We start from the raw sequence: 18,058 nt of genomic DNA on the forward strand, positions 1-18,058 counted from the left end.
GAATGTTCATTTCTTGGTTCCTACGCAACCAATCTTACGGGGAAAATATTAAGCGGATATGAACGTAACGTAAATTGATTGTTTTTATGTGTGTTTGGTTGTGTTTTGTTGGTTTCGGAAGATTCAAGGTCTAAATGGCAGGAGGTTAAAGCTGAGGAACTTGACATGAATAATGTCAGCTTGGCGAAGACCAGAATGAATAACGTAAATATAAGTCAAATGACTTTGAATGATGTGAATATGAGTGGAATCAAAATCTCTAACACAAACTTGTCGGTGCAGGCACTGGATTGAAAATAAACGGTATCTTGATTTCGGATTTAATCAAGGACAAATAAAAGACATATACGTTTGCACAAAAAAAGACTCAGTCATCCATTCTAGTAGCAAAAGGGATGAGCTCAGTCTTTTATTTTTTCCTATCATCTACTGCAAAGCAGCCTCCACAGCCGCCTCTGCATGAATCGCAGTCGTATCAAATACCGGGACTGTGCAATCTTGGGCTGTGATCAATAGACCGATTTCCGTGCAACCGAGGATGACTGCCTCAGCCCCTTCCTCGACCAATCGCTCAATGATCGCCTGGTAAGTACGTTTGGATTCTTCGCGAATGACCCCGACACACAGCTCATGATAAATAATGTCATGGACGAGTTTTCGCTCTTGTTCATCCGGCAGCAGTACCTCCAATCCATGATCATCACGCAGACGTCCCGTATAGAAATCCTGCTCCATCGTAAATCTCGTTGCAAGCAGTGCTACTCGTTTGTGCCCGTGGTTTTTGATCGCTTGGGCTGTCGCATCCGCGATATGCAGAAAGGGCAAGCTGGTCGCTTCCTCGATAGCATACGCCAGCTTGTGCATCGTATTTGTACAGAGAACGATCAGGTCGGCTCCTGCCGCTTCCAGACTTTTCGCCGCACTCGCCATCCGCTCGCCTGCTTCTTCCCATCGTCCTTCTCGTTGCATTTCTTCGATCTCAGCAAAATCAACGGAATACAGGATGCTTTTTGCCGAATGCAAACCGCCCAGCCTCTCCTTGACGGTTTCATTGATCAAACGATAGTAGACCAAGGAGGACTCCCAGCTCATGCCGCCAATTAATCCGATTGTTTTCATCGTTCTCTACTCTCCTTTGTCGTGATCGTTGTCATTTGCGTTTTCCATCCCGCCTAACGAAAACGGGTCTGTAGCCATTCATGCGCCTTTTTCGTACGCAACGAAGTATCCAACGGAATCCCTCGTCCTAGCGCGTCCGCTTCTGTTAACAAGGTTTCTTTTACACCATCCGCATTCAGTCCTAATGCCAGAGCCATCTTTTTGTAAAAAGAATAATAACTCTCTTTCTGTGCTGGACCGAGATGAAGCGTTCCGAGGTAAGAGCCGTGAAGCAATTCGTGGATGGCCTTCCCCACGTCTTCCACATGGACAAACGTCTTGTACAAATTACCTGACCGGCTTACTTCTCTGCCAGCTTCCAGGTCTGCACACATCGAAGCGACGCGTTTATCCCATTGTCCAACCACATTGCGACCATAAATCGGGCCTACTCGCACGATGACATGATTGGGATGCAGCTCTCGAATGCGTGCTTCTCCTCGTATTTTGGCATTCGAATAAGCAGCTAACGGATTTCTCTCATCTAATGGCTCAGGGGGATCTTCTTCCCGATAAGAGCCTGTTCCTCTTCCGAAAATGCCGTCTGTGGAAATGAAAATCAATTTGCTCTTTTCCGGCAACTGAGAGAGCAGAACATCCAAGCCTTTTTCTATTAACTCTCGTTCATCTGTTGCACTCATCAACGCCCAAATGACAACATGTGGTGAAAACTCTTGCAGTATCGTTGAAAAAGAAGGGGTATCAGTTACATCGACCCGAAGCAATTGATGGATAGCTTGTGCAGAAAAACATGTACCCACCAGATCAATGGTATTATCCCGCAAAAGCTCCTGATAGATTTGACTTCCCAAGTAGCCGCTAGCCCCGAGCAACAATACGCGGCATTTCTCCATGGAATGTCCCCCCCTCCAACCCTTACCATTTCGATTATGATCTACTATACCACTATCTCCCATCTAGAGCGACACAGGCTGTACTCGAAGAACTGGAAATACAGGGGCCTCTACTCTATTCAACTAAGTTTACATGAAATCGGTTCTTTAATTCTGGCCATGTGGCGTTAAGAAATTCAACCTTGTTCGTAAACCCTATATAATGCTCAAAATTTTCTTCGTCAAAAGTTGCATAATATTCTTGTTGGAATATCACATTCGAGTATTTATAAAAGTCGTCGCCCTCCTTCACTACCACACATCGAAATAAACTGTCGATATCTATCGCTTTTATAATTTCGTCCTTTGTCTTTACTGAGAACCAAATAAGATTTGGTGGTGTATTATTTGGTTGGTCCCAGTGAGGAATTGTCTCTTCCCACGGCAATACCCATTCGGAATTAGTAAATAGACGTCTTTCATTGATGAATTCTTGAATGTCATTATCAACTAATGGCAAATTTCTTTCATAGAAAGAAAAAAGCAATAAGGAGTCTTTTTTAATAAATAGACTAAGCAAGTGAGCAACATCTTCAGTTGACGCACTATGCTTTAATACTCCAAATGGTTCTTTCAGATTAATTTGCATATAGTAATCTCCTAATCTAATCCATCTCTCCTGTTTGACCAGCTTTAGCCTATTTTACTATAACTGGAATCAATCGAACTACAGCCCCACCTGCAATTGAAAATCATCCAAAAACTTAAAGGAATAAAAAACGCCAATCCAATAATGGTTGGCGTCTTAGCGTATATTTTCGTTAAAATGCTGGCGGTCCCCCTTTTACAGTTTGTTATTCCTTAGGCATTTCGTTAAAGAAAGCTACATCATCGACTGCCAGCCTCACCGTCGGATGACCGGGCTTCGCCGCCTTGCCGATGGCGATCAGTATAATCGGAATGTAGCGTTCTGCTATGCGGAAAGCTTCTATGAACTTTTGTTTGTCGTAGCCGCCAATCGGTACCGTGTCGTATCCTTTAGCGCGGGCGACAAGCATGAGTTGCATCGATACTAGCCCGCCGTCCGTATAAGCGATTTGGCGGATGGCCTCGGGCGGCATACTCGAATACATGCCGGTATAGTGTTCAACCATCGATTTTGCCGTATCCGCAGGCATGAAGCCCGCATCGACCGCTTGACCATAAATCTTCTCGGCCATCCGGATGCTCTCGAGGTCTCCAAGAACGGCGACGACAGCCGAAGCTTCGACCACTTGCTGTTGATTGAATGCGATCGGAAGCAGCTTCTGCTTCAGCTCCGGCGAGTCGATAACGAGAAACCGCCACGGCTGCAGGTTAGCCGCTGAAGGAGCCAGCGTGGCTTGCCGCAGTATTTCGGCCAATTCCTCCCGCGAAATTTTGACCTCGGGATTATAACTACGAACCGACCGGCGTTCTTGAATCACATCGAAAAAAGGTTGGTGCTCGATCGTTTGCGTTGGTGGTGAAATGGACATGGTTCTCTCCTCCTTCTGGTTTGGAAAAGCTGCATGCAGTTTTTCGTTCAAATACAACAATGGTTATTTAAACAACACTTGTTGTATTTGTAGGTTATAATAACAACTGATTGATCCGCAATCATCAATAACCGTAAACCGTTGTATAGACAACACCGTTTCTATAATGTCGTTTTATTGGAGGAGATTTTAACCATGAGAATAAAAAAGAATGAAGCTGATCCTCGTGTGATACGTACACGGCGACTCCTTCAAGACGCTTTTGCTTCATTAATTCAAGAAAAAGACTTTGAATCGATAACCGTTAGGGATATTGCAGAGCGGGCTACTGTTAACAGAGCGACTTTTTATGCGCACTTTGTAGATAAATTCGAACTTCTTGAGGCCAAACTAACCGAATCATTTATGATGATCATAAATCATAGAATAAGCGGTCACGAAGTATTAAATGAAGAAACCATTCAGAGTATTTTTCTGGGTGTATGCGATTTTCACATGAGTCTAAGCACGATGTGCCAAAGAAGCTATAAATCGCTTGGACCTGTATTCGAAATTCAAATAAAGGAAAAAATTCAAGCGACACTTCTTTCCTTCATAGACAAAGACAAGATGCTCTCGAGTCCAAACGCGCAATTCTTAATAAATACCGCTTCTATCATGTTAAGTTGGGGGATGTATGGGGCGGCTTACGCTTGGAACAATGAGGGGCGGCTAATGAGTGCGGAAACATTCGTTAAACAGACAATGCCCTTAGTGATGAACGGAGCCAAAGAACTGCTAAGATAGGTCTTGTCGCTATTGCTGTATCCTGCCTGTTCAGATGCCATAAAAACTATGAATGTGCGGAGCCGCCTCCACCTGGATTGCCTAAATCGGTTGCGTTTGAAACCGTCAGGCCATTGCACGTATTCGGACATGCAAAAAAACCGCAGCTTCACGGTGTCGATCTTTGCCGTGAAGTTGCGGTTATAAGGATTTTTGTAGGTAGCTATCACAAAATCAAATGTACCCATCCAATGAATCCGATCATTGGGAGGCAGCCCCTACCATAAACCATTCGAGAGCTTCTGAAAATTCATGAGGAAGCTCTGACACCTGGAGGAAGGTACACATCTCACTTACGATCCGTTCTCTGTTTTGCCCGTATTGCTCTGTGAGCAGAGCTAGCTGCTCCCAATCTCTGAGCTCCTTTTGAAAGGCAGCTCGATCCAATGGCCGGCCGTGCGATTCCACGAAAAGGGTTGCTTCAGACTGGTACGCTTGCTTCAACACGCGCAGAAAACAGGAGGCTGTATAACTGCGCGGTCCGCCATAAACAGAGGGACCCAAAGCATCTCCCAGGAACAGCGTTTGATCCTCTTTTACGTACACATAGCACGAATCTTCCGAATGATCTCCTCCGACATGGTTCACCTGACATGTCACGCCACCAAGGTCAATCGTGATCGATTCATCGAATAGGATATCCGGCTCGACTATTCGGATCAAGTCCCGGTTCATTCCGTACTCTTTTCTGATGTTCGCCATCGTGCTGGCATTGATGATCTTCTCCTTACAGAGCTGTTCCATGACTTCATCTGACCATTCCAGCCCCATCAGTTTGCTCAATGAATGTGCTGTTTTTGCCTGTGCGATGGTAGGTAGATCCCATGCTGACATTCCGAATGTATGATCCCAGTGCCAATGAGTCAGTATGAGCAGATCTGGAAGACGAACGCCTAGCCTTTGTAACTCCTGACGAAACAACGCGGCATGCGCAGGTGAATTTCCAGCATCAATCAAGAGGGTTTTTCTGGCCCCTGTAATGGCTGCTAGGATGGGGCGATCCGTGTCATGACTTGCATGCATAATCAAGATATGCTCGGTAATCTGTTCGATCGTGGACATTTCCTTCTCCCCTTTCCAAATACGCCAATGTAATGTTCTCTCTACAGAATGGCTCAGCAATATTTTCCATGTTATCACACAACACTTCCCCCTCACACAAACAAAAAACGCCCGTGTTACCAGGCGGTTTTGTAGATATCCCGTGAATTACCCGTACGTCAGTTGTCATTCGGCACTGGGTAGAGGGTAAAAGAAAAACCTTGAGGAAGTGGTTTCCCCAAGGTCAAATATTGGACTAATTTAAAAATCGTAAAAGTTTAGAAATGGTCATTGTATAATTCTTGCTGCTGTTCCTCTGCGATGGTCTGTAGGTCATATGCGTTAATGCGAAATAACTGATAATCGCCCATCTCCGTTTTTTTTGCGGCGAGCTTACTTAAAAATTTCGGAGAGCCTTCGTTTTCTTCATCGTAAACTAACAAGATACCGTCTGAATTGGATAGCAAGAATTTGTCTCTCTCTCCAAGCTGCCAAACTCCCTGGTAAGGTGTTTGATAGACACTATTGATATAGTCGGCTTGCGTCACAATATTTCGGTAGTAATCCTGGGTTTCTTCTTTCCACTTTTCCTCTTGATGCAAAAACGGAGTAATTACCGCCAGTTTTAGATGTGGATACTCCTTTTTCAATTCCAGAACCGTTTCGGCTGCCCACATTTCTACCCCGAGTTGGCCTGATATGATGACCCATTCCAAATCTTCCTCAAGGAATCTTACGAGTTCTCGCTTCAATGCTTTCTTAATAATGGCTAACCCCGGATTTTTTTCATTGAAAATGCCAAGCTCGTGAGCCTTGTATCCTGAAACAAATAAACGTTTAACCATGTTGCCACCTCTAGTTCAAAAGAACTCTAGCGGAGAATAGATTTCTTTTCACTCGCTGTCTATACATTCGTGTTCCGTCTCATATTTTTCTTATATTATCACAAATTGAAACGACTCAGGATAGATGATTCGTTTGCTTCACATTTTCCACACCCGTGAACCGAAGCACACCATCGATCAAAATTTTGCTCATACTACCTAGCATCCGGTATCAGGTGTATTCCTCTTCGATGTTATTCGCCTACCAGACAGGATAAAAAATACGAGCACGTCCGCCCTTCAGAAACATAATTGTGCACACCTCTTACGCTCATCATAAAACCCGAAGCACACGTTAGGTCATGCTGTTCATCATGCATCCCACACTGACGCCACGAAAAAATTTTACCAAGCACAATACATACGCTGATTGAATATGATTGTTATGTGAAACAGTCAGTGTGTATGCTCGCTGGATTTCTTTGGACTAAAGGGTGAAACTTAGGAAATAGTAGTTTACAGTCTCACCTCACACCGATATGTAAGAGCAACTACTTGTTAGGTGGGGGGAAGAGTAGATGGATTCTTCAGCAAATAGTGAAAAAAAGAAGCAGTCTACCAATGGTTCGTCAAATAACGAAAAAAAGAAGCAGTCTACTAATGGTTCATCAAATAACGAAAAAAAGAAGCAATCTACTAATGGTTCATCAAATAACGAAAAAAAGAAGCCAACAACCAATAATCAATCGGCCTTGCAATGCCTAACAGGCCCAAATTTAGAAATCCTCGTGGCTGTTCTTCTTTTAACTGGAAAGCTAAGAGTGGACTCTGTTCAATTGTTTAGACAAGCTACGATGATTGTCGGCTTAACAGGAGAGTTCATTACACTTAGCGATCTCAACAACAAAAACGTCGATAATATGCTGAAATTTCTTAATGATAACGGGAGCATGACCGTAGATGATATCATTTCGGCTCTTAAAAAGAAAATGAATACCTAATGAGTTTTTAAGAAAGGAATGAGGTGAATTCGATAATGAAAAATTTTGATGGTGCAAGTTTTTCAGAATCAGTATTATTCATTATTTTACTTGCATTGCTTCTATTTGGTTCAACTGATATTGCTGGTCTTTCCGCTCAGCCTACAAAGGCCTAGAGAACGTTGTATACCCCCATTTTTACCCCCCGTGCCTTCTCCTTTAAAACTGATGGGACTAAAAAAGCGACCGTGTTTAGCGGAAAGTTTATAGGCGCTTCGAAAAGTTTAAGCATGCAAAAAGCCGGATTACCGCGGGGTAATTCGGCTTTTTAACTATCGCGAGTTCTAAGCACGGACATATGCTTCATGTAAGGCAATCCTTTCTGGATTTCCCCTCCCGAACCTTTTCATTCTACCTACTCTAGTCTTGTAGGCTAAAATAATTTAAGAGGTAGACTGACGGCATTGCTCAACTAACGGACAGAAGAATTGGTGGAGGGTGATTCGCATTGAAAACGATCCAAAAGATGTATGAGCATTTAGATTGGGCTAACCAACGTATTTTTAAAACACTGCAAAGTATGGAAGATGAAAATCAGGAGATATGGGGTTTATTTTCCCATATCCTTCATGCTGAAAAAATATGGATAACTAGATTACGTGGAATGGACAGTTCACAACTTCCCATATGGTCGGGGGCCGATTTAGAGATCTGTGCAGAACTTATTAAACAAAATGAAGAGAGCTTCACAGCTTTTTTTACGAATTTGGCAAATACTGACCTAAATAAAAACATATCCTACACGAATAGTAAAGGAAGAGAGTTTACGTATTCTGTACGGGATATTTTAACTCATGTAGCATTGCATGGTCAGTATCATCGAGGACAGATTAACTCACGACTTCGAGCAGTTGGTATTGAACCAGTTAATGTTGACTTTATTACATTTGTGAGATAAATGATTCGGGGTAGCCTTGTTCAACGATCGACGCCAGGGCACATGACGCGGCAGAGAAGAAAAAGCACAGTTCTCTTCGACTCTGACACGCCAGCAAGGGTGATTCACTGTTCGTCTCCACGAATAACCGTCTATCGAAAGGATACGGGCTTTCGCACACACCAAACTTATAAATTCCTATCTACTGAAAAAGGGCCCTTATAGCTTTTATAAGGCCCTTTTTTCATGCTCCAAACATCCGTATTTCTTGTCTGCTATTCAGACTTTGTTCAGCCGGTGAAAGTGCGCAAACAACTGATCGCAGTCCTCACGCTTCTCCACTTTGATCATGTTCAAAACACTCTTATCCTTACCGGAAAAATAGTCGCGAAGATGCTTATCCGAAAAACCGTTCTCATGTGCATCCTCCGCAGTCGAGCAGTAATGAACGACCTTGATGCCAGACCAAATGATGGCACCCACGCACATCGGGCAAGGCTCGCAAGTCGCGTAAATTTCGCAGCCTGTCAAATCCATCGTGTCCAGCGTCTTGCACGCTTCGCGAATGGCTACCATCTCTGCGTGCTGGGACGGGTCCATATCTGCCATCATGCGATTGCTGCATACGGCAATGATTTCGTCCCCTTTCACGACAGCCGCTCCAAAAGGTCCGCCGAGCTTGTTGTTCATACCTTCCATCGTTTTTTCCACTGCCAGCTTCATGTAGTCCATTGCCATGCATCCTCCCTCAAGAGGCCTTTATTTTACGATGTGTGTCCCTGCTTTGTTCGTTATCGCATCCTTTAAGCTCTCCGGGTTCGTAATGATTACGCTTGAACCGTTTTTCTCCAAAAAGCTCAGGCTGGCCTCAATTTTTGGCAGCATGCTGCCTTTTGCGAAATGCTCTTCACGAACGTATTGCTTCGTTTCCTCTACCGTAATGCGCTCCAGCGCCTTTTGATTCGGCTTGCCGAAGTTAATGCATACCTGCGGAACACCTGTCGTGATGATCAATGTCTGTGCATCGATTTGCTCTGCCAGCAAGCTGGTGGCAAAATCTTTGTCGATGACAGCATCAATCCCATCGTACGTATTTTCGCCCGATTTCACAACCGGAATACCGCCGCCGCCAACAGCGACTACCACATATCCGGCTTCGATCAACGATTTGATCGCGTCTTTTTCCACGATGTCGATTGGCTTTGGAGAAGGAACCACTCTTCTGTAGCCGCGACCGGAATCCTCGATAAATACCCAGTCCGGATGCTCTTTGCGCATCTCTTCCGCCTGCTCCAGCGTGAAAAAGGAGCCGACTGGCTTCGTTGGATTTTCGAAGTTCGGATCATCCTTGCTGACTTCTACCTGTGTGATGACGCTCGCAACCTTTTTGTTAATTCCTCTTTTGGCAAATTCATTGGTGAGTGCCTGCTGGATTTGGTAGCCGATTCCGCCTTGCGTATCCGCCACGCAATTGACCAGCGGGATCGTAGGCATTCCGGACACTTCATTGGCGATTTCGCATCTTTGCAAAGCAAATCCAACCTGCGGTCCGTTGCCGTGCGTAACGACAACGTTGTACCCTTCTTGCACCATATCTGCTATATTTGCTGCGGTTTCACATACGGCTTCATACTGGTCTTGAATCGTGTTGCGACCATTATCCTTAACTAATGAGTTGCCGCCGATAGCAACAATAACGAGTTTTTCCACTGGGCACTTCTCCCTTTGTTAAGATACTTTTGCGGTTGTTTCACTCTGCGTGATCGTGCTTGGCTTGTTCCATTTATAGCACAGCGCATACAAAACGCCGGATATGATCGACCCGCTAAGGAATGCTGACTTGCTGATGTTTGCCAATAGTGGCACATTTGGCAAGAAAGAGCCGGATAGCGTAATCAAAAAGCTGACGATCAATACGCCGCATGCCACCATATTAATGCCGTTTTTGTATTCTCCGTTTTCACCTGGTTTTACGTAGATCGCAGATAAATCTAGCTTTCTCTTTCTTTCAATGAAGAAGCTGACTAGCATGATCCCCGTAATTGGACCGTACATGGAGCCGATAAAACTATAGAACATATAGAGCGCGGCCGTACCATTCACCAGCTTCCAAGGTAAAATGACAGTCCCCAATACAGCGGTCAAGATAGCCGCTGATTTCACTGTAAACTTTTTCGGAAGAAGTGCTGTCATTTGCAGTCCAGATGGAAGCAAATTCCCAAACACAACATAGCTCGTCGAACCTATATTCAGTGCCAGCAACAAGATTATGACGGCAACAGGATTCCCAATTTGATCAATGGCAGCGACGACATTAAAGTCTTTGATGCCAAACGCAATTTGCGTTCCAACCAACAATCCTACACACGTAATTCCAAACAGGATGTAGGATGCAATCATTCCAAGCGGCAGACCAATCATCGGAGCTTTCGGGTGTTTTGCCCTTTGCGTAAGGTCTGCGATATTTACAATCGGGCCACCCCAGTTCGATACCAATGCACTTACACATGCGATAAATACAAGCCAATTCTCCATCGGTTTGGCAGGAGCATAAGCAAAGATTGGACCAAATCCACCAGCAACGCTGATCGCCCAAATCGCTGCACCTACAATGAAAATATAGATGATCGGTGAAGACCATTTACTAAACAGACTGAGAATTTTCATTCCACCTAAAAATAATCCAACTGTAATGACCCAGAGGATCACATAAGAAAGCATGGTCGGGAAATCTAATCCGAGAAAATCAAAGCCTGGAACCATATTCATATAGCCAGGGAATATTTTCTCAAAAATGACATTAAAGGATTGTGCGCCAATAATTGTTTTTGTCCCAAAAAACACAACCCCAGCGATAAGCCCACGACATATAGCAGGAATGATCGAGCCTTTTACACCAAAGGAGCTGCGCAACAGCATCGAATAGCCAATCCCGTACTTCTGTCCTGCATAGCCATTCAACACATAGCCAGTCGAAACAATCAAGGCAGCAATCATGACTGCCCACAAGACTTGCGGAACGGATAATCCGAGGACAAAGAATCCGGCTACCGTCATGTATGACATGAGATTATGCACAGCGCCCATCCACACGGTCACGTAGTTAAAGGTGCCCCAATCTCGATTTTCGGAAGTCTTTGGCAAAATATCGTCCGCGTATCCATAGGACTTGAATTCTTCATATGATTCCTTTACGTTTGCCTGTCCCATGTTCATTCACCTTCCTCATTCAACCCAGCTTTCGCAACTTTCTTTTGCTGCGAAAGCTGAGTCACCTAGGATGAAAAGCTATTCGCTAATCGTTTCCGTCACTGCGAGCAATGCCTTTTCAAAAGCTTCCATTGGCGGATACGTAATGCCCGCACCGATCATGCCGATGCCTGCGTCTTTATGTGCAATGGCGGTGTTGATAATCGGCAGAATGCCTGTTTGGATCACCTGACGAATATCGATTCCTGTCGGTACTCCGCTAAAGTCCAAGAGTGGAATCGTGACGTTTGGATTTTCTGCTGTCGTGATTTCTTTCATCGTGGTGGAGAATCCGATCGCTTCTTCAACCGTTCCACCTACGAGCGCGACAATCGCTGGAGCTGCTGCCATCGCGAAGCCACCGATCCCATATGTTTCGGTGATCGCACTGTCCCCGATATCCAAGCCGGAATCCTCTGGCTTGTAGCCGGCAAACATCGGACCGATTACCTTTTGTGCTGGTCCAGTAAACCATGTGTTGCCAGCCATACCGCTTACACGGATACCGAACTCTACGCCATTACGCGCCATTGTGGTGACAATCGTGCTGTTCTCGATTCCATGTGCTGCATCCAGCGCGCATTTGCACATCGCCATCCATGTCGGACCAGAGAAGTAATCGCTGCTCGCTACGAAATCGAATACTTCGCGCTTTTGTTCTTTTGTGAAATCTGTCTCCAAAATGTACGGAGTCAGCGCTTGAATCAACAAGCTCGTACCTGCATTGTTGCGGTTGTGGCATTCGTCACCCATGTGCAGTGCTTGCGCTAGCATGAGACGCAGATCGATTTCACCTGCAATTTTCATCGCATCACGCAGCATTGGTCCCAATACATCGCGCATCCAGTTCAGACGAGCGATGACACTTTCATCGTTGGCACCCATGCGCAAAATTTTAGCCATTTGCTCACTGAGGTTGGTGTAAGCGACGTTGCCATACGTTTTGTTTTTCACCACATGCATGAACATCGAAGCAGATGTGACACCTGCCATGGAACCTACGCAGTTGTGTTCGTGGCATGGAGAGAACGTGATCGCGCCAGACGCAGCTACCTGTTCAGCTTCCTCGATGTCTTTTGCCAAGCCCTCGAATACAATTGCGCCAGTTACGGCACCTTTCATTGCGCCGCACATTTTGTCCCATGTAATAGGCGGACCTGCGTGCAGAATCGTGGTTTTGGTCATGCCCGGTACCACATTGATCGCTTGGTCGAAGCCAACAAGCATCGGCTGGGAGTTGATGATACGCTCTACCGCCAGCTTGTTTGCCGCAGCGATTTTCTCGGCGACAGCAGCGTTTTCCAGTCTGTCGAGAGCGTTGATCAGCTCAGGCTTTCCGCCGCCTGGTGGCTTCCAATCCAGATGAGACGCATTCGCATTTTGCTTGATGATATCGTCTTTGAAAAACTCGATCCCTACGTTGATCGCATGAATTTTCCCGTTAAACAGCTCGTTGATTTTGCTCATGATTATTCCCCTTTCGCAACAAATTCTCTAGCCAGAAGACCTGCATTCGTGCTGCTGCTTGCAATCGTTACGCCCGCATCCATCAGCTTCTTCACTTGCTCATCGAAGTTCGGTGTATCGAGGTCGGTTCCCAGCACGTAGCCCAGGATTTCCAGATGTCTGCCTTCCTTGGCAGCCTGCGCTTTTGCTTCAATAATCGCTGGCAGCATCACGCCTACTGGATCTTCGTGGGAACCGAAGCCCAAGATGAAGTCCATCAGAATGACCCCAACGGAAGGATCTTTTGCTTCTTCCAAAAATCTTGCGATGCGCGTGGAAGGATCGATCATCGGGTGCGGCTTGCCATTTGTAAAGTCGTCATCACCCATGTCGAGGAAAGTATGAGCCTTGCTCTCATGGATGTTTTTCAGCTTGTAATCCGCTTTCTTTTGGATGTTGCTGTATACGTCTTCATACTTGTCCATCGCGAGGTACATGGCTTCGTCGCACAGCGTACCGCCGCAGAACAGCCCGCGAACGTATTTTTGTTCAGGTGTCAGCTTTGCCCGGACTTCTTCAATCAGCGGCCAGTTGAGTGCGCGCTTGTTAAGCTCGTCTTCGTTGGCACCAGCCAGCACAACTGCTTTGATGGCTGCTTCCTTGCTCGTCTTGGCAAAATGTCCGCCTGCCTCGAGAACTGCTGTCTCTTCTCCACCAATGAAGTACACAACCACAGGTTTTTTGCAGCTTTTCACTTGTGCCAACACTTTTTCCTGAACACTTGGTGCCGGCGGCTTGGAAATGAGCACGATGACCTTTGTCGCCTCATCCTCTTCCAGTGCTTTGATTCCGTCGAGCATCATGATGCCGCCGACTTGCTCGGAGAGGTCGCGACCGCCTGTACCGATTAGCTGCGTGATACCGCCGCCGAAGTCGTGAATACGCACGCTCACCTCTTGGCTGCCTGTACCAGATGCACCTACGATCCCGATGTTGCCTTTTCTCACAGCGTTTCCGAAGCAAAGGGCCACATTGCCGATAATCGCTGTACCGCAGTCAGGTCCCATCATTAAGAGACCTTTTTCATGCGCGAATTGCTTGAGGGCGATTTCTTCCTCGATGCTCACGTTGTCGCTGAACAGCATGACGTGCAGATCGTTTTCCAATGCTTTTCTCGCTTCTCTCGCTGCGAATGCACCGTTTACCGAAATGACAGCGAGGTTTGCCTCTGGAATGCTGGCTGCCGCTGAATCAATCGTGGAGTATTTGATCTCTGTTGCAGATTTGCTGCCGCCTTTTTTCTTGAACAGTTCTTCGATAGCGATGAGAGCGCTTTCGCACAGCTCGTCTGTCGCTGCCTTCACCACGATCATCAAGTCACTCGTTTTCGCTGCTTCCAGCTCAGGTGTGAGCAAGCCTACGTTTTTCAATACCTCTTTGTTCATGTCGGTGCCCATCGCGATAACCGCTTGTTCGACACCTTCAATTTGATTCGCTTTTGTGGATAGAGACATCAGGGATACCGAGTCAAAATACGTGCTTTGCTTGATTACGACTTTGGTAGACATACATTACCTCCAGCTTCTAGATTTCGTTCCAAACCACATAGGATGCCAAGCAGGATATCCGTACCCGACGACGAGCCGATCCCAATGATTTTGTCTAAAGCAGGGACAAGCTCTTCCATGGAGCCGGACACCATGCATGAAAGTAAGTCATTTAGTGACTCTCTTACTTGTCCATGGGCTGCTTTTTTCAGCGTGATCGCACTGATTTCGTTCGTTAATGCTTGGGACGAACGGATGATTTCATCGAAAAATGGGCATGACAAACAAGAGGAAATGTTTCGCATTTTGTATACACTGCACAATCCCACTAAAAAATCGTCACCTGAGGGTGTTAATCCCGGCCCCAGTCCGATAAGACTTATCGCATGCTGAGTAGCTGACTCTATGCGGTTGTTCGCCAGATCGTCGGAAAGCATACCTGCACGCTGAATCAGCATACGGGACATCTCTTTCTCAAACGGACTGGCAGGTTGGGAGGACATTTTCATGCCCCCCGTCTTGCCGTATACGTCCACGTAGTTCTTCGTGAACGCCACATTTCTGCGCAATACATCTACGCCTTCTATGTCACAAGGATAGGAAGGAAGCTCACCTTCCCACTTTGTTGCTTGCTGAATCCATATTCGCAAATCCGCTCCAATAACGAGCGTACTATCTTCCGTAATAACCGGAGCATTAACGGACAGTCCCAGCTCCGAAAAGCCTTTCACATCAATGATGAGCGTGTTCGGTGCATTGTCTAGCTGATGGTTGCCAATGGTGTACAATTCCCCGTTTTCGCTGCATGTCAAATTGATCGTTCGCTCAAAAATACTGTGTACGGTCCCGCTAAAGTTTGCTCGTGCCAAACGCTCAAGGAAACCAGCATCGCCAGACAACGCCTGGATGTACATGGGACGCTTTACTTTGCTCCCGCTTCCAGCAAGATTTTTTCGATCTCGGTGTAGCCTTTTCTTCTCGCAAGCTCAAGCGGTGTTACGCCGTATTTATCTACCATGTGCACATTGCAGCCATGCTCAATCAACAGCTTGATGATCGTTTGTTGCTTCTCGCCGCCATCACCTAAGATGATCGCTTCAATGAGTGGTGTCCAACCTACAAAATTGGTATGGTTTACGTTGATGTCAGTCGTCGTTACGAGCTCACGTACGATGTCCACATGACCTTTTTCGCAAGCAGGTGTAATCCCTACTCCTCCAAAACGAGTCAACAGCTCAAGATTTGTTCCTGCCTTGATCATCATTTTGACAAGCTCCAGCTTGCCGTTGATGCAACCGAACAAGAACGGGTTGAAGCATGTTTCATCCTGCAAATCTACATCTGCACCCGCTTCTACCAAAAACGATACCGCTTCCAATTTGTCGTTCATGGCAGCAGTCAGAATCGCTGTACGCTTTTGTCTGTTTCTTGCGTTAATATCTACGCCCTGCTCCAGATGCTTTTTCAGTGCTTCGATATTCCCCTCAGCCGCTGCCTCGAGAAATGCTTGTACTACGCTTTTGTCTGTCATAGTAAGCCCTCCATGATCTCGTGATGGAACAACCCGCCAAGATTGGCTAAGCGCTTGCTCTTTAAAAAAACAATTAGACAAGCACCCGTACTTACATCATTATTTTAGACAGGGTGATTGGAATCGTCATTGTGTATGGAAACTAAAAAAATCGAGGTTCACTTGTGCACATTGCACAATTACAGGAATCCCTTTGTGGCAAAGGAGTGAACAGGGTGCTGACCATCAAAGATTTGCTTACCATTCAATCCATAGACGGCATCAAAATCATCGCCGGAGAGCAAGGCATCAATAACGTCGTCTCCATCGTCAATATCATGGAGAACCCGGATGCTTTTGACTGGCTGTCTTCCAATGAATTACTGCTCTCCACCGGATATATTTTCAAGGACAATCCCGAGCTGCAAAATAAAATCATCAAGGAGCTAGCGGAAATCAACTGCTCCGGTCTCTGCATCAAGATGCACCGCTATTTCGATCAAATCCCGCAAAACATGATTGATCATGCCAACAAGTATGGGCTCCCGCTCTTGGCCCTGCCGTTTGAATACACGCTGTCTAAAGTGATTGCCATTATTAACGAGAAAGCCTCCGGGCGCTATGATTTGTTGAATCGCAAAACATTGGACATGCATAATGCCCTGTTTCGCATTGCGCTGGAAGGTGGCGGACTGGATCGGATCGCTTCCGAGCTGTCTGAGACGATCAACAATCCAATCCTTATTCTGGATCAGGACTGGCATCTCTTGCATTACACGGAAATCTGGCACAATCCGATTCCACTTGACTCCTGCCTGACCTTAAGCAAAAACAGGCCTGTTTTTACCCGTGACTTCACCGAGTCCGTCCCGAAAAATATTAGCCAGATCAAAAAGTCGATCAAGCGTATCTACCATGCGAAAGATGATGAGATTAAATGCAGAATTCTACCCGTTGCTGTAGCCAATCACATCTACGGATACATCGTCGTCTGGCAAACTGTTTGGGAGCTTACCGAATTTGACTACATCGTACTGGAACAGGCGTCCACCATCGTGGCGCTGGAGCGGATCAAGGCGAGGGAAATCGAGGAAGTGAAGCTGAAGATCAGACAAGACTTTTTCGATGACTTGCTCACTGGTAAAATCACTTCGGCTGACTCGCTGCAAACCTTATGCGATTTGCACGGACTGCAATCGAGCTACATGTATTTTTGTATGGTTATTAATATCGAGCCGGTTGAGCTGGAAAATTTGGAGGATATTATCGATCGCAAGTACGAGCTGGATCGGATCGCAAAAAAATGCGTGGATCTTGTGTACGATTACGCGAGCAAAGCACCGGGAGAGATGACCTGCTTTTATCGGAACAATCGGATCATCATTCTCATCGGGCAAAATGAACATCGCCCTGTGGTGTCTGCAAGTGAAGCGAAGCAATTCGCCAATGAGCTGTATAACGCTCTCGTGGACAAAATCAAGAAAACCTTGTTCTTTATTGGGGTAGGACGTCAGTATAAAAACATCGCTTCGCTTCATAAGAGTTTTTCCGAAGCACATGAAGCGATCCGCCTGATGCAGAAGTTCAACAGCAAGGGCGACGTCTCTCATTTCGATGATTACTCCGTCTATCATTTCCTGGATTCCAACATTAAGGACATTGAACTGGAAGACTTCTTTTTAAAGCGTTTGGGGAAGCTGTACGAGCATGATCAAGAGTTCGGCACGAGCCTTATGGTGACCTTGGACAATTACTTTCTGTACAATCAAAACGTCAGCGAAGCGGCGAAAGCGATGTTCATTCACCGCAATACGTTTATTTACCGGATCGAGAAGATCAAAGAGATTTTGAACATGGATTTGAAAAACTCGGAGGAACTGCTTCAAATCCAACTGGCGCTCAAGATCGGCAAGCTTTTGCACAAGGAGTAGAGCTTGAAAGAGCGTTGTCTTCCTGCTACTGTGGTCGGGAGGAAGGAGTGCCACATGTTTTCCAGTCGCCTTTTTCCTCTCTTCGTTCGGGCGGTCTCCTTCCAAACATGTGACACTCCTTCCCGTAAAGCTGCTTGTTTGACCCGGTTTGGTCTACTTGTAAGAGTAGGAGCTTGTCGAAGATTTCGCTTAAAATATAAAAAGAGCCTCTTTAAAGAGAGCCGTGCAAAATACTCTTTATCTTGAAAAGAGACGTTCTC

The 18,058-nt window shown here is 45.9% G+C and carries 18 protein-coding genes; 5 read left to right on the forward strand and 13 right to left on the reverse strand.

Going from position 1 to position 18,058, the window contains the following annotated elements; genetic code table 11:
- Positions 1–165: 165 nt before the first annotated feature.
- The gene (locus tag ASG16_RS31265) at positions 166–294 is read left to right on the forward strand and encodes a pentapeptide repeat-containing protein (protein ID WP_370444402.1); all 129 of its coding nucleotides are present in this window, start codon (positions 166–168) and stop codon (positions 292–294) included.
- A gap of 132 nt (positions 295–426) precedes the next feature.
- Here ASG16_RS31265 and ASG16_RS18275 read toward each other — a convergent pair whose 3' ends face one another.
- From ASG16_RS18275 to ASG16_RS18290, 4 genes are all read right to left on the reverse strand, one after another.
- Positions 427–1,119 carry an aspartate/glutamate racemase family protein gene (locus ASG16_RS18275; RefSeq protein WP_056493677.1) on the reverse strand — a complete coding sequence of 231 codons (693 nt, stop codon included), beginning with the start codon at positions 1,117–1,119 and terminating at the stop codon, positions 427–429.
- Positions 1,120–1,172: 53 nt separating this feature from the next.
- Positions 1,173–2,012: a sugar nucleotide-binding protein gene (locus tag ASG16_RS18280; protein WP_056493681.1), complete on the reverse strand. Its 840-nt coding sequence runs from the start codon at positions 2,010–2,012 to the stop codon at positions 1,173–1,175.
- A 115-nt stretch (positions 2,013–2,127) separates the two neighbouring features.
- Positions 2,128–2,640, reverse strand: a complete 513-nt coding sequence (locus tag ASG16_RS18285) for a hypothetical protein (protein ID WP_056493684.1) — start codon at positions 2,638–2,640, stop codon at positions 2,128–2,130.
- A gap of 205 nt (positions 2,641–2,845) precedes the next feature.
- Positions 2,846–3,508, reverse strand: coding sequence for a nitroreductase family protein (locus tag ASG16_RS18290; RefSeq protein WP_056493688.1), 663 nt, complete (start codon positions 3,506–3,508; stop codon positions 2,846–2,848).
- A 195-nt stretch (positions 3,509–3,703) separates the two neighbouring features.
- On the opposite strand from ASG16_RS18290, the gene ASG16_RS18295 reads away from it, so the two are divergent.
- Complete coding sequence (locus tag ASG16_RS18295; RefSeq protein WP_056493692.1) at positions 3,704–4,294, forward strand: TetR/AcrR family transcriptional regulator; 591 nt, start codon at positions 3,704–3,706, stop codon at positions 4,292–4,294.
- Positions 4,295–4,534: 240 nt separating this feature from the next.
- Here ASG16_RS18295 and ASG16_RS18300 read toward each other — a convergent pair whose 3' ends face one another.
- Positions 4,535–5,395 (reverse strand): MBL fold metallo-hydrolase, encoded by an 861-nt coding sequence (locus ASG16_RS18300; protein ID WP_056493725.1) that lies wholly within the window; start codon positions 5,393–5,395, stop codon positions 4,535–4,537.
- A 257-nt stretch (positions 5,396–5,652) separates the two neighbouring features.
- Positions 5,653–6,219: an SLOG family protein gene (locus ASG16_RS18305; protein WP_056493695.1), complete on the reverse strand. Its 567-nt coding sequence runs from the start codon at positions 6,217–6,219 to the stop codon at positions 5,653–5,655.
- 557 nt (positions 6,220–6,776) lie between these two features.
- Here ASG16_RS18305 and ASG16_RS18310 point away from each other — a divergent pair.
- Both ASG16_RS18310 and ASG16_RS18315 read left to right on the forward strand, forming a co-directional pair.
- Positions 6,777–7,199: a hypothetical protein gene (locus ASG16_RS18310; protein ID WP_056493696.1), complete on the forward strand. Its 423-nt coding sequence runs from the start codon at positions 6,777–6,779 to the stop codon at positions 7,197–7,199.
- A 487-nt stretch (positions 7,200–7,686) separates the two neighbouring features.
- The gene (locus ASG16_RS18315) at positions 7,687–8,136 is read left to right on the forward strand and encodes a DinB family protein (protein ID WP_056493697.1); all 450 of its coding nucleotides are present in this window, start codon (positions 7,687–7,689) and stop codon (positions 8,134–8,136) included.
- Positions 8,137–8,394: 258 nt separating this feature from the next.
- On the opposite strand, the gene ASG16_RS18320 is transcribed toward ASG16_RS18315, so the two are convergent.
- The 7 genes from ASG16_RS18320 to ASG16_RS18350 form a co-directional block, all read right to left on the reverse strand.
- Positions 8,395–8,847 (reverse strand): nucleoside deaminase, encoded by a 453-nt coding sequence (locus ASG16_RS18320; RefSeq protein ID WP_056493698.1) that lies wholly within the window; start codon positions 8,845–8,847, stop codon positions 8,395–8,397.
- Positions 8,848–8,874: 27 nt separating this feature from the next.
- Complete coding sequence (gene arcC / locus ASG16_RS18325; RefSeq protein WP_048034281.1) at positions 8,875–9,825, reverse strand: carbamate kinase; 951 nt, start codon at positions 9,823–9,825, stop codon at positions 8,875–8,877.
- An 18-nt stretch (positions 9,826–9,843) separates the two neighbouring features.
- Positions 9,844–11,325, reverse strand: coding sequence for a cytosine permease (locus ASG16_RS18330; protein ID WP_056493728.1), 1,482 nt, complete (start codon positions 11,323–11,325; stop codon positions 9,844–9,846).
- A 78-nt stretch (positions 11,326–11,403) separates the two neighbouring features.
- Positions 11,404–12,831: a YlbE family protein gene (locus ASG16_RS18335; protein WP_056493700.1), complete on the reverse strand. Its 1,428-nt coding sequence runs from the start codon at positions 12,829–12,831 to the stop codon at positions 11,404–11,406.
- 2 nt (positions 12,832–12,833) lie between these two features.
- Positions 12,834–14,378, reverse strand: a complete 1,545-nt coding sequence (gene fdrA, locus ASG16_RS18340) for an acyl-CoA synthetase FdrA (protein ID WP_056493704.1) — start codon at positions 14,376–14,378, stop codon at positions 12,834–12,836.
- A complete protein-coding gene (locus ASG16_RS18345) occupies positions 14,360–15,271 on the reverse strand; it encodes an oxamate carbamoyltransferase subunit AllH family protein (protein ID WP_056493706.1) in 912 nt (303 codons plus the stop codon). Before ASG16_RS18345 ends, fdrA begins: the two co-directional genes overlap by 19 nt.
- An 8-nt stretch (positions 15,272–15,279) precedes the next feature.
- Positions 15,280–15,888: an ankyrin repeat domain-containing protein gene (locus tag ASG16_RS18350; protein WP_047071401.1), complete on the reverse strand. Its 609-nt coding sequence runs from the start codon at positions 15,886–15,888 to the stop codon at positions 15,280–15,282.
- Between the two features lie 215 nt (positions 15,889–16,103).
- On the opposite strand from ASG16_RS18350, the gene ASG16_RS18355 reads away from it, so the two are divergent.
- Positions 16,104–17,798 carry a PucR family transcriptional regulator gene (locus ASG16_RS18355; protein WP_056493711.1) on the forward strand — a complete coding sequence of 565 codons (1,695 nt, stop codon included), beginning with the start codon at positions 16,104–16,106 and terminating at the stop codon, positions 17,796–17,798.
- The last annotated feature ends 260 nt before the right edge of the window (positions 17,799–18,058 follow it).

The sequence above is a fragment of the Brevibacillus sp. Leaf182 genome (assembly GCF_001423865.2).
GTDB lineage: Bacteria > Bacillota > Bacilli > Brevibacillales > Brevibacillaceae > Brevibacillus > Brevibacillus brevis_C.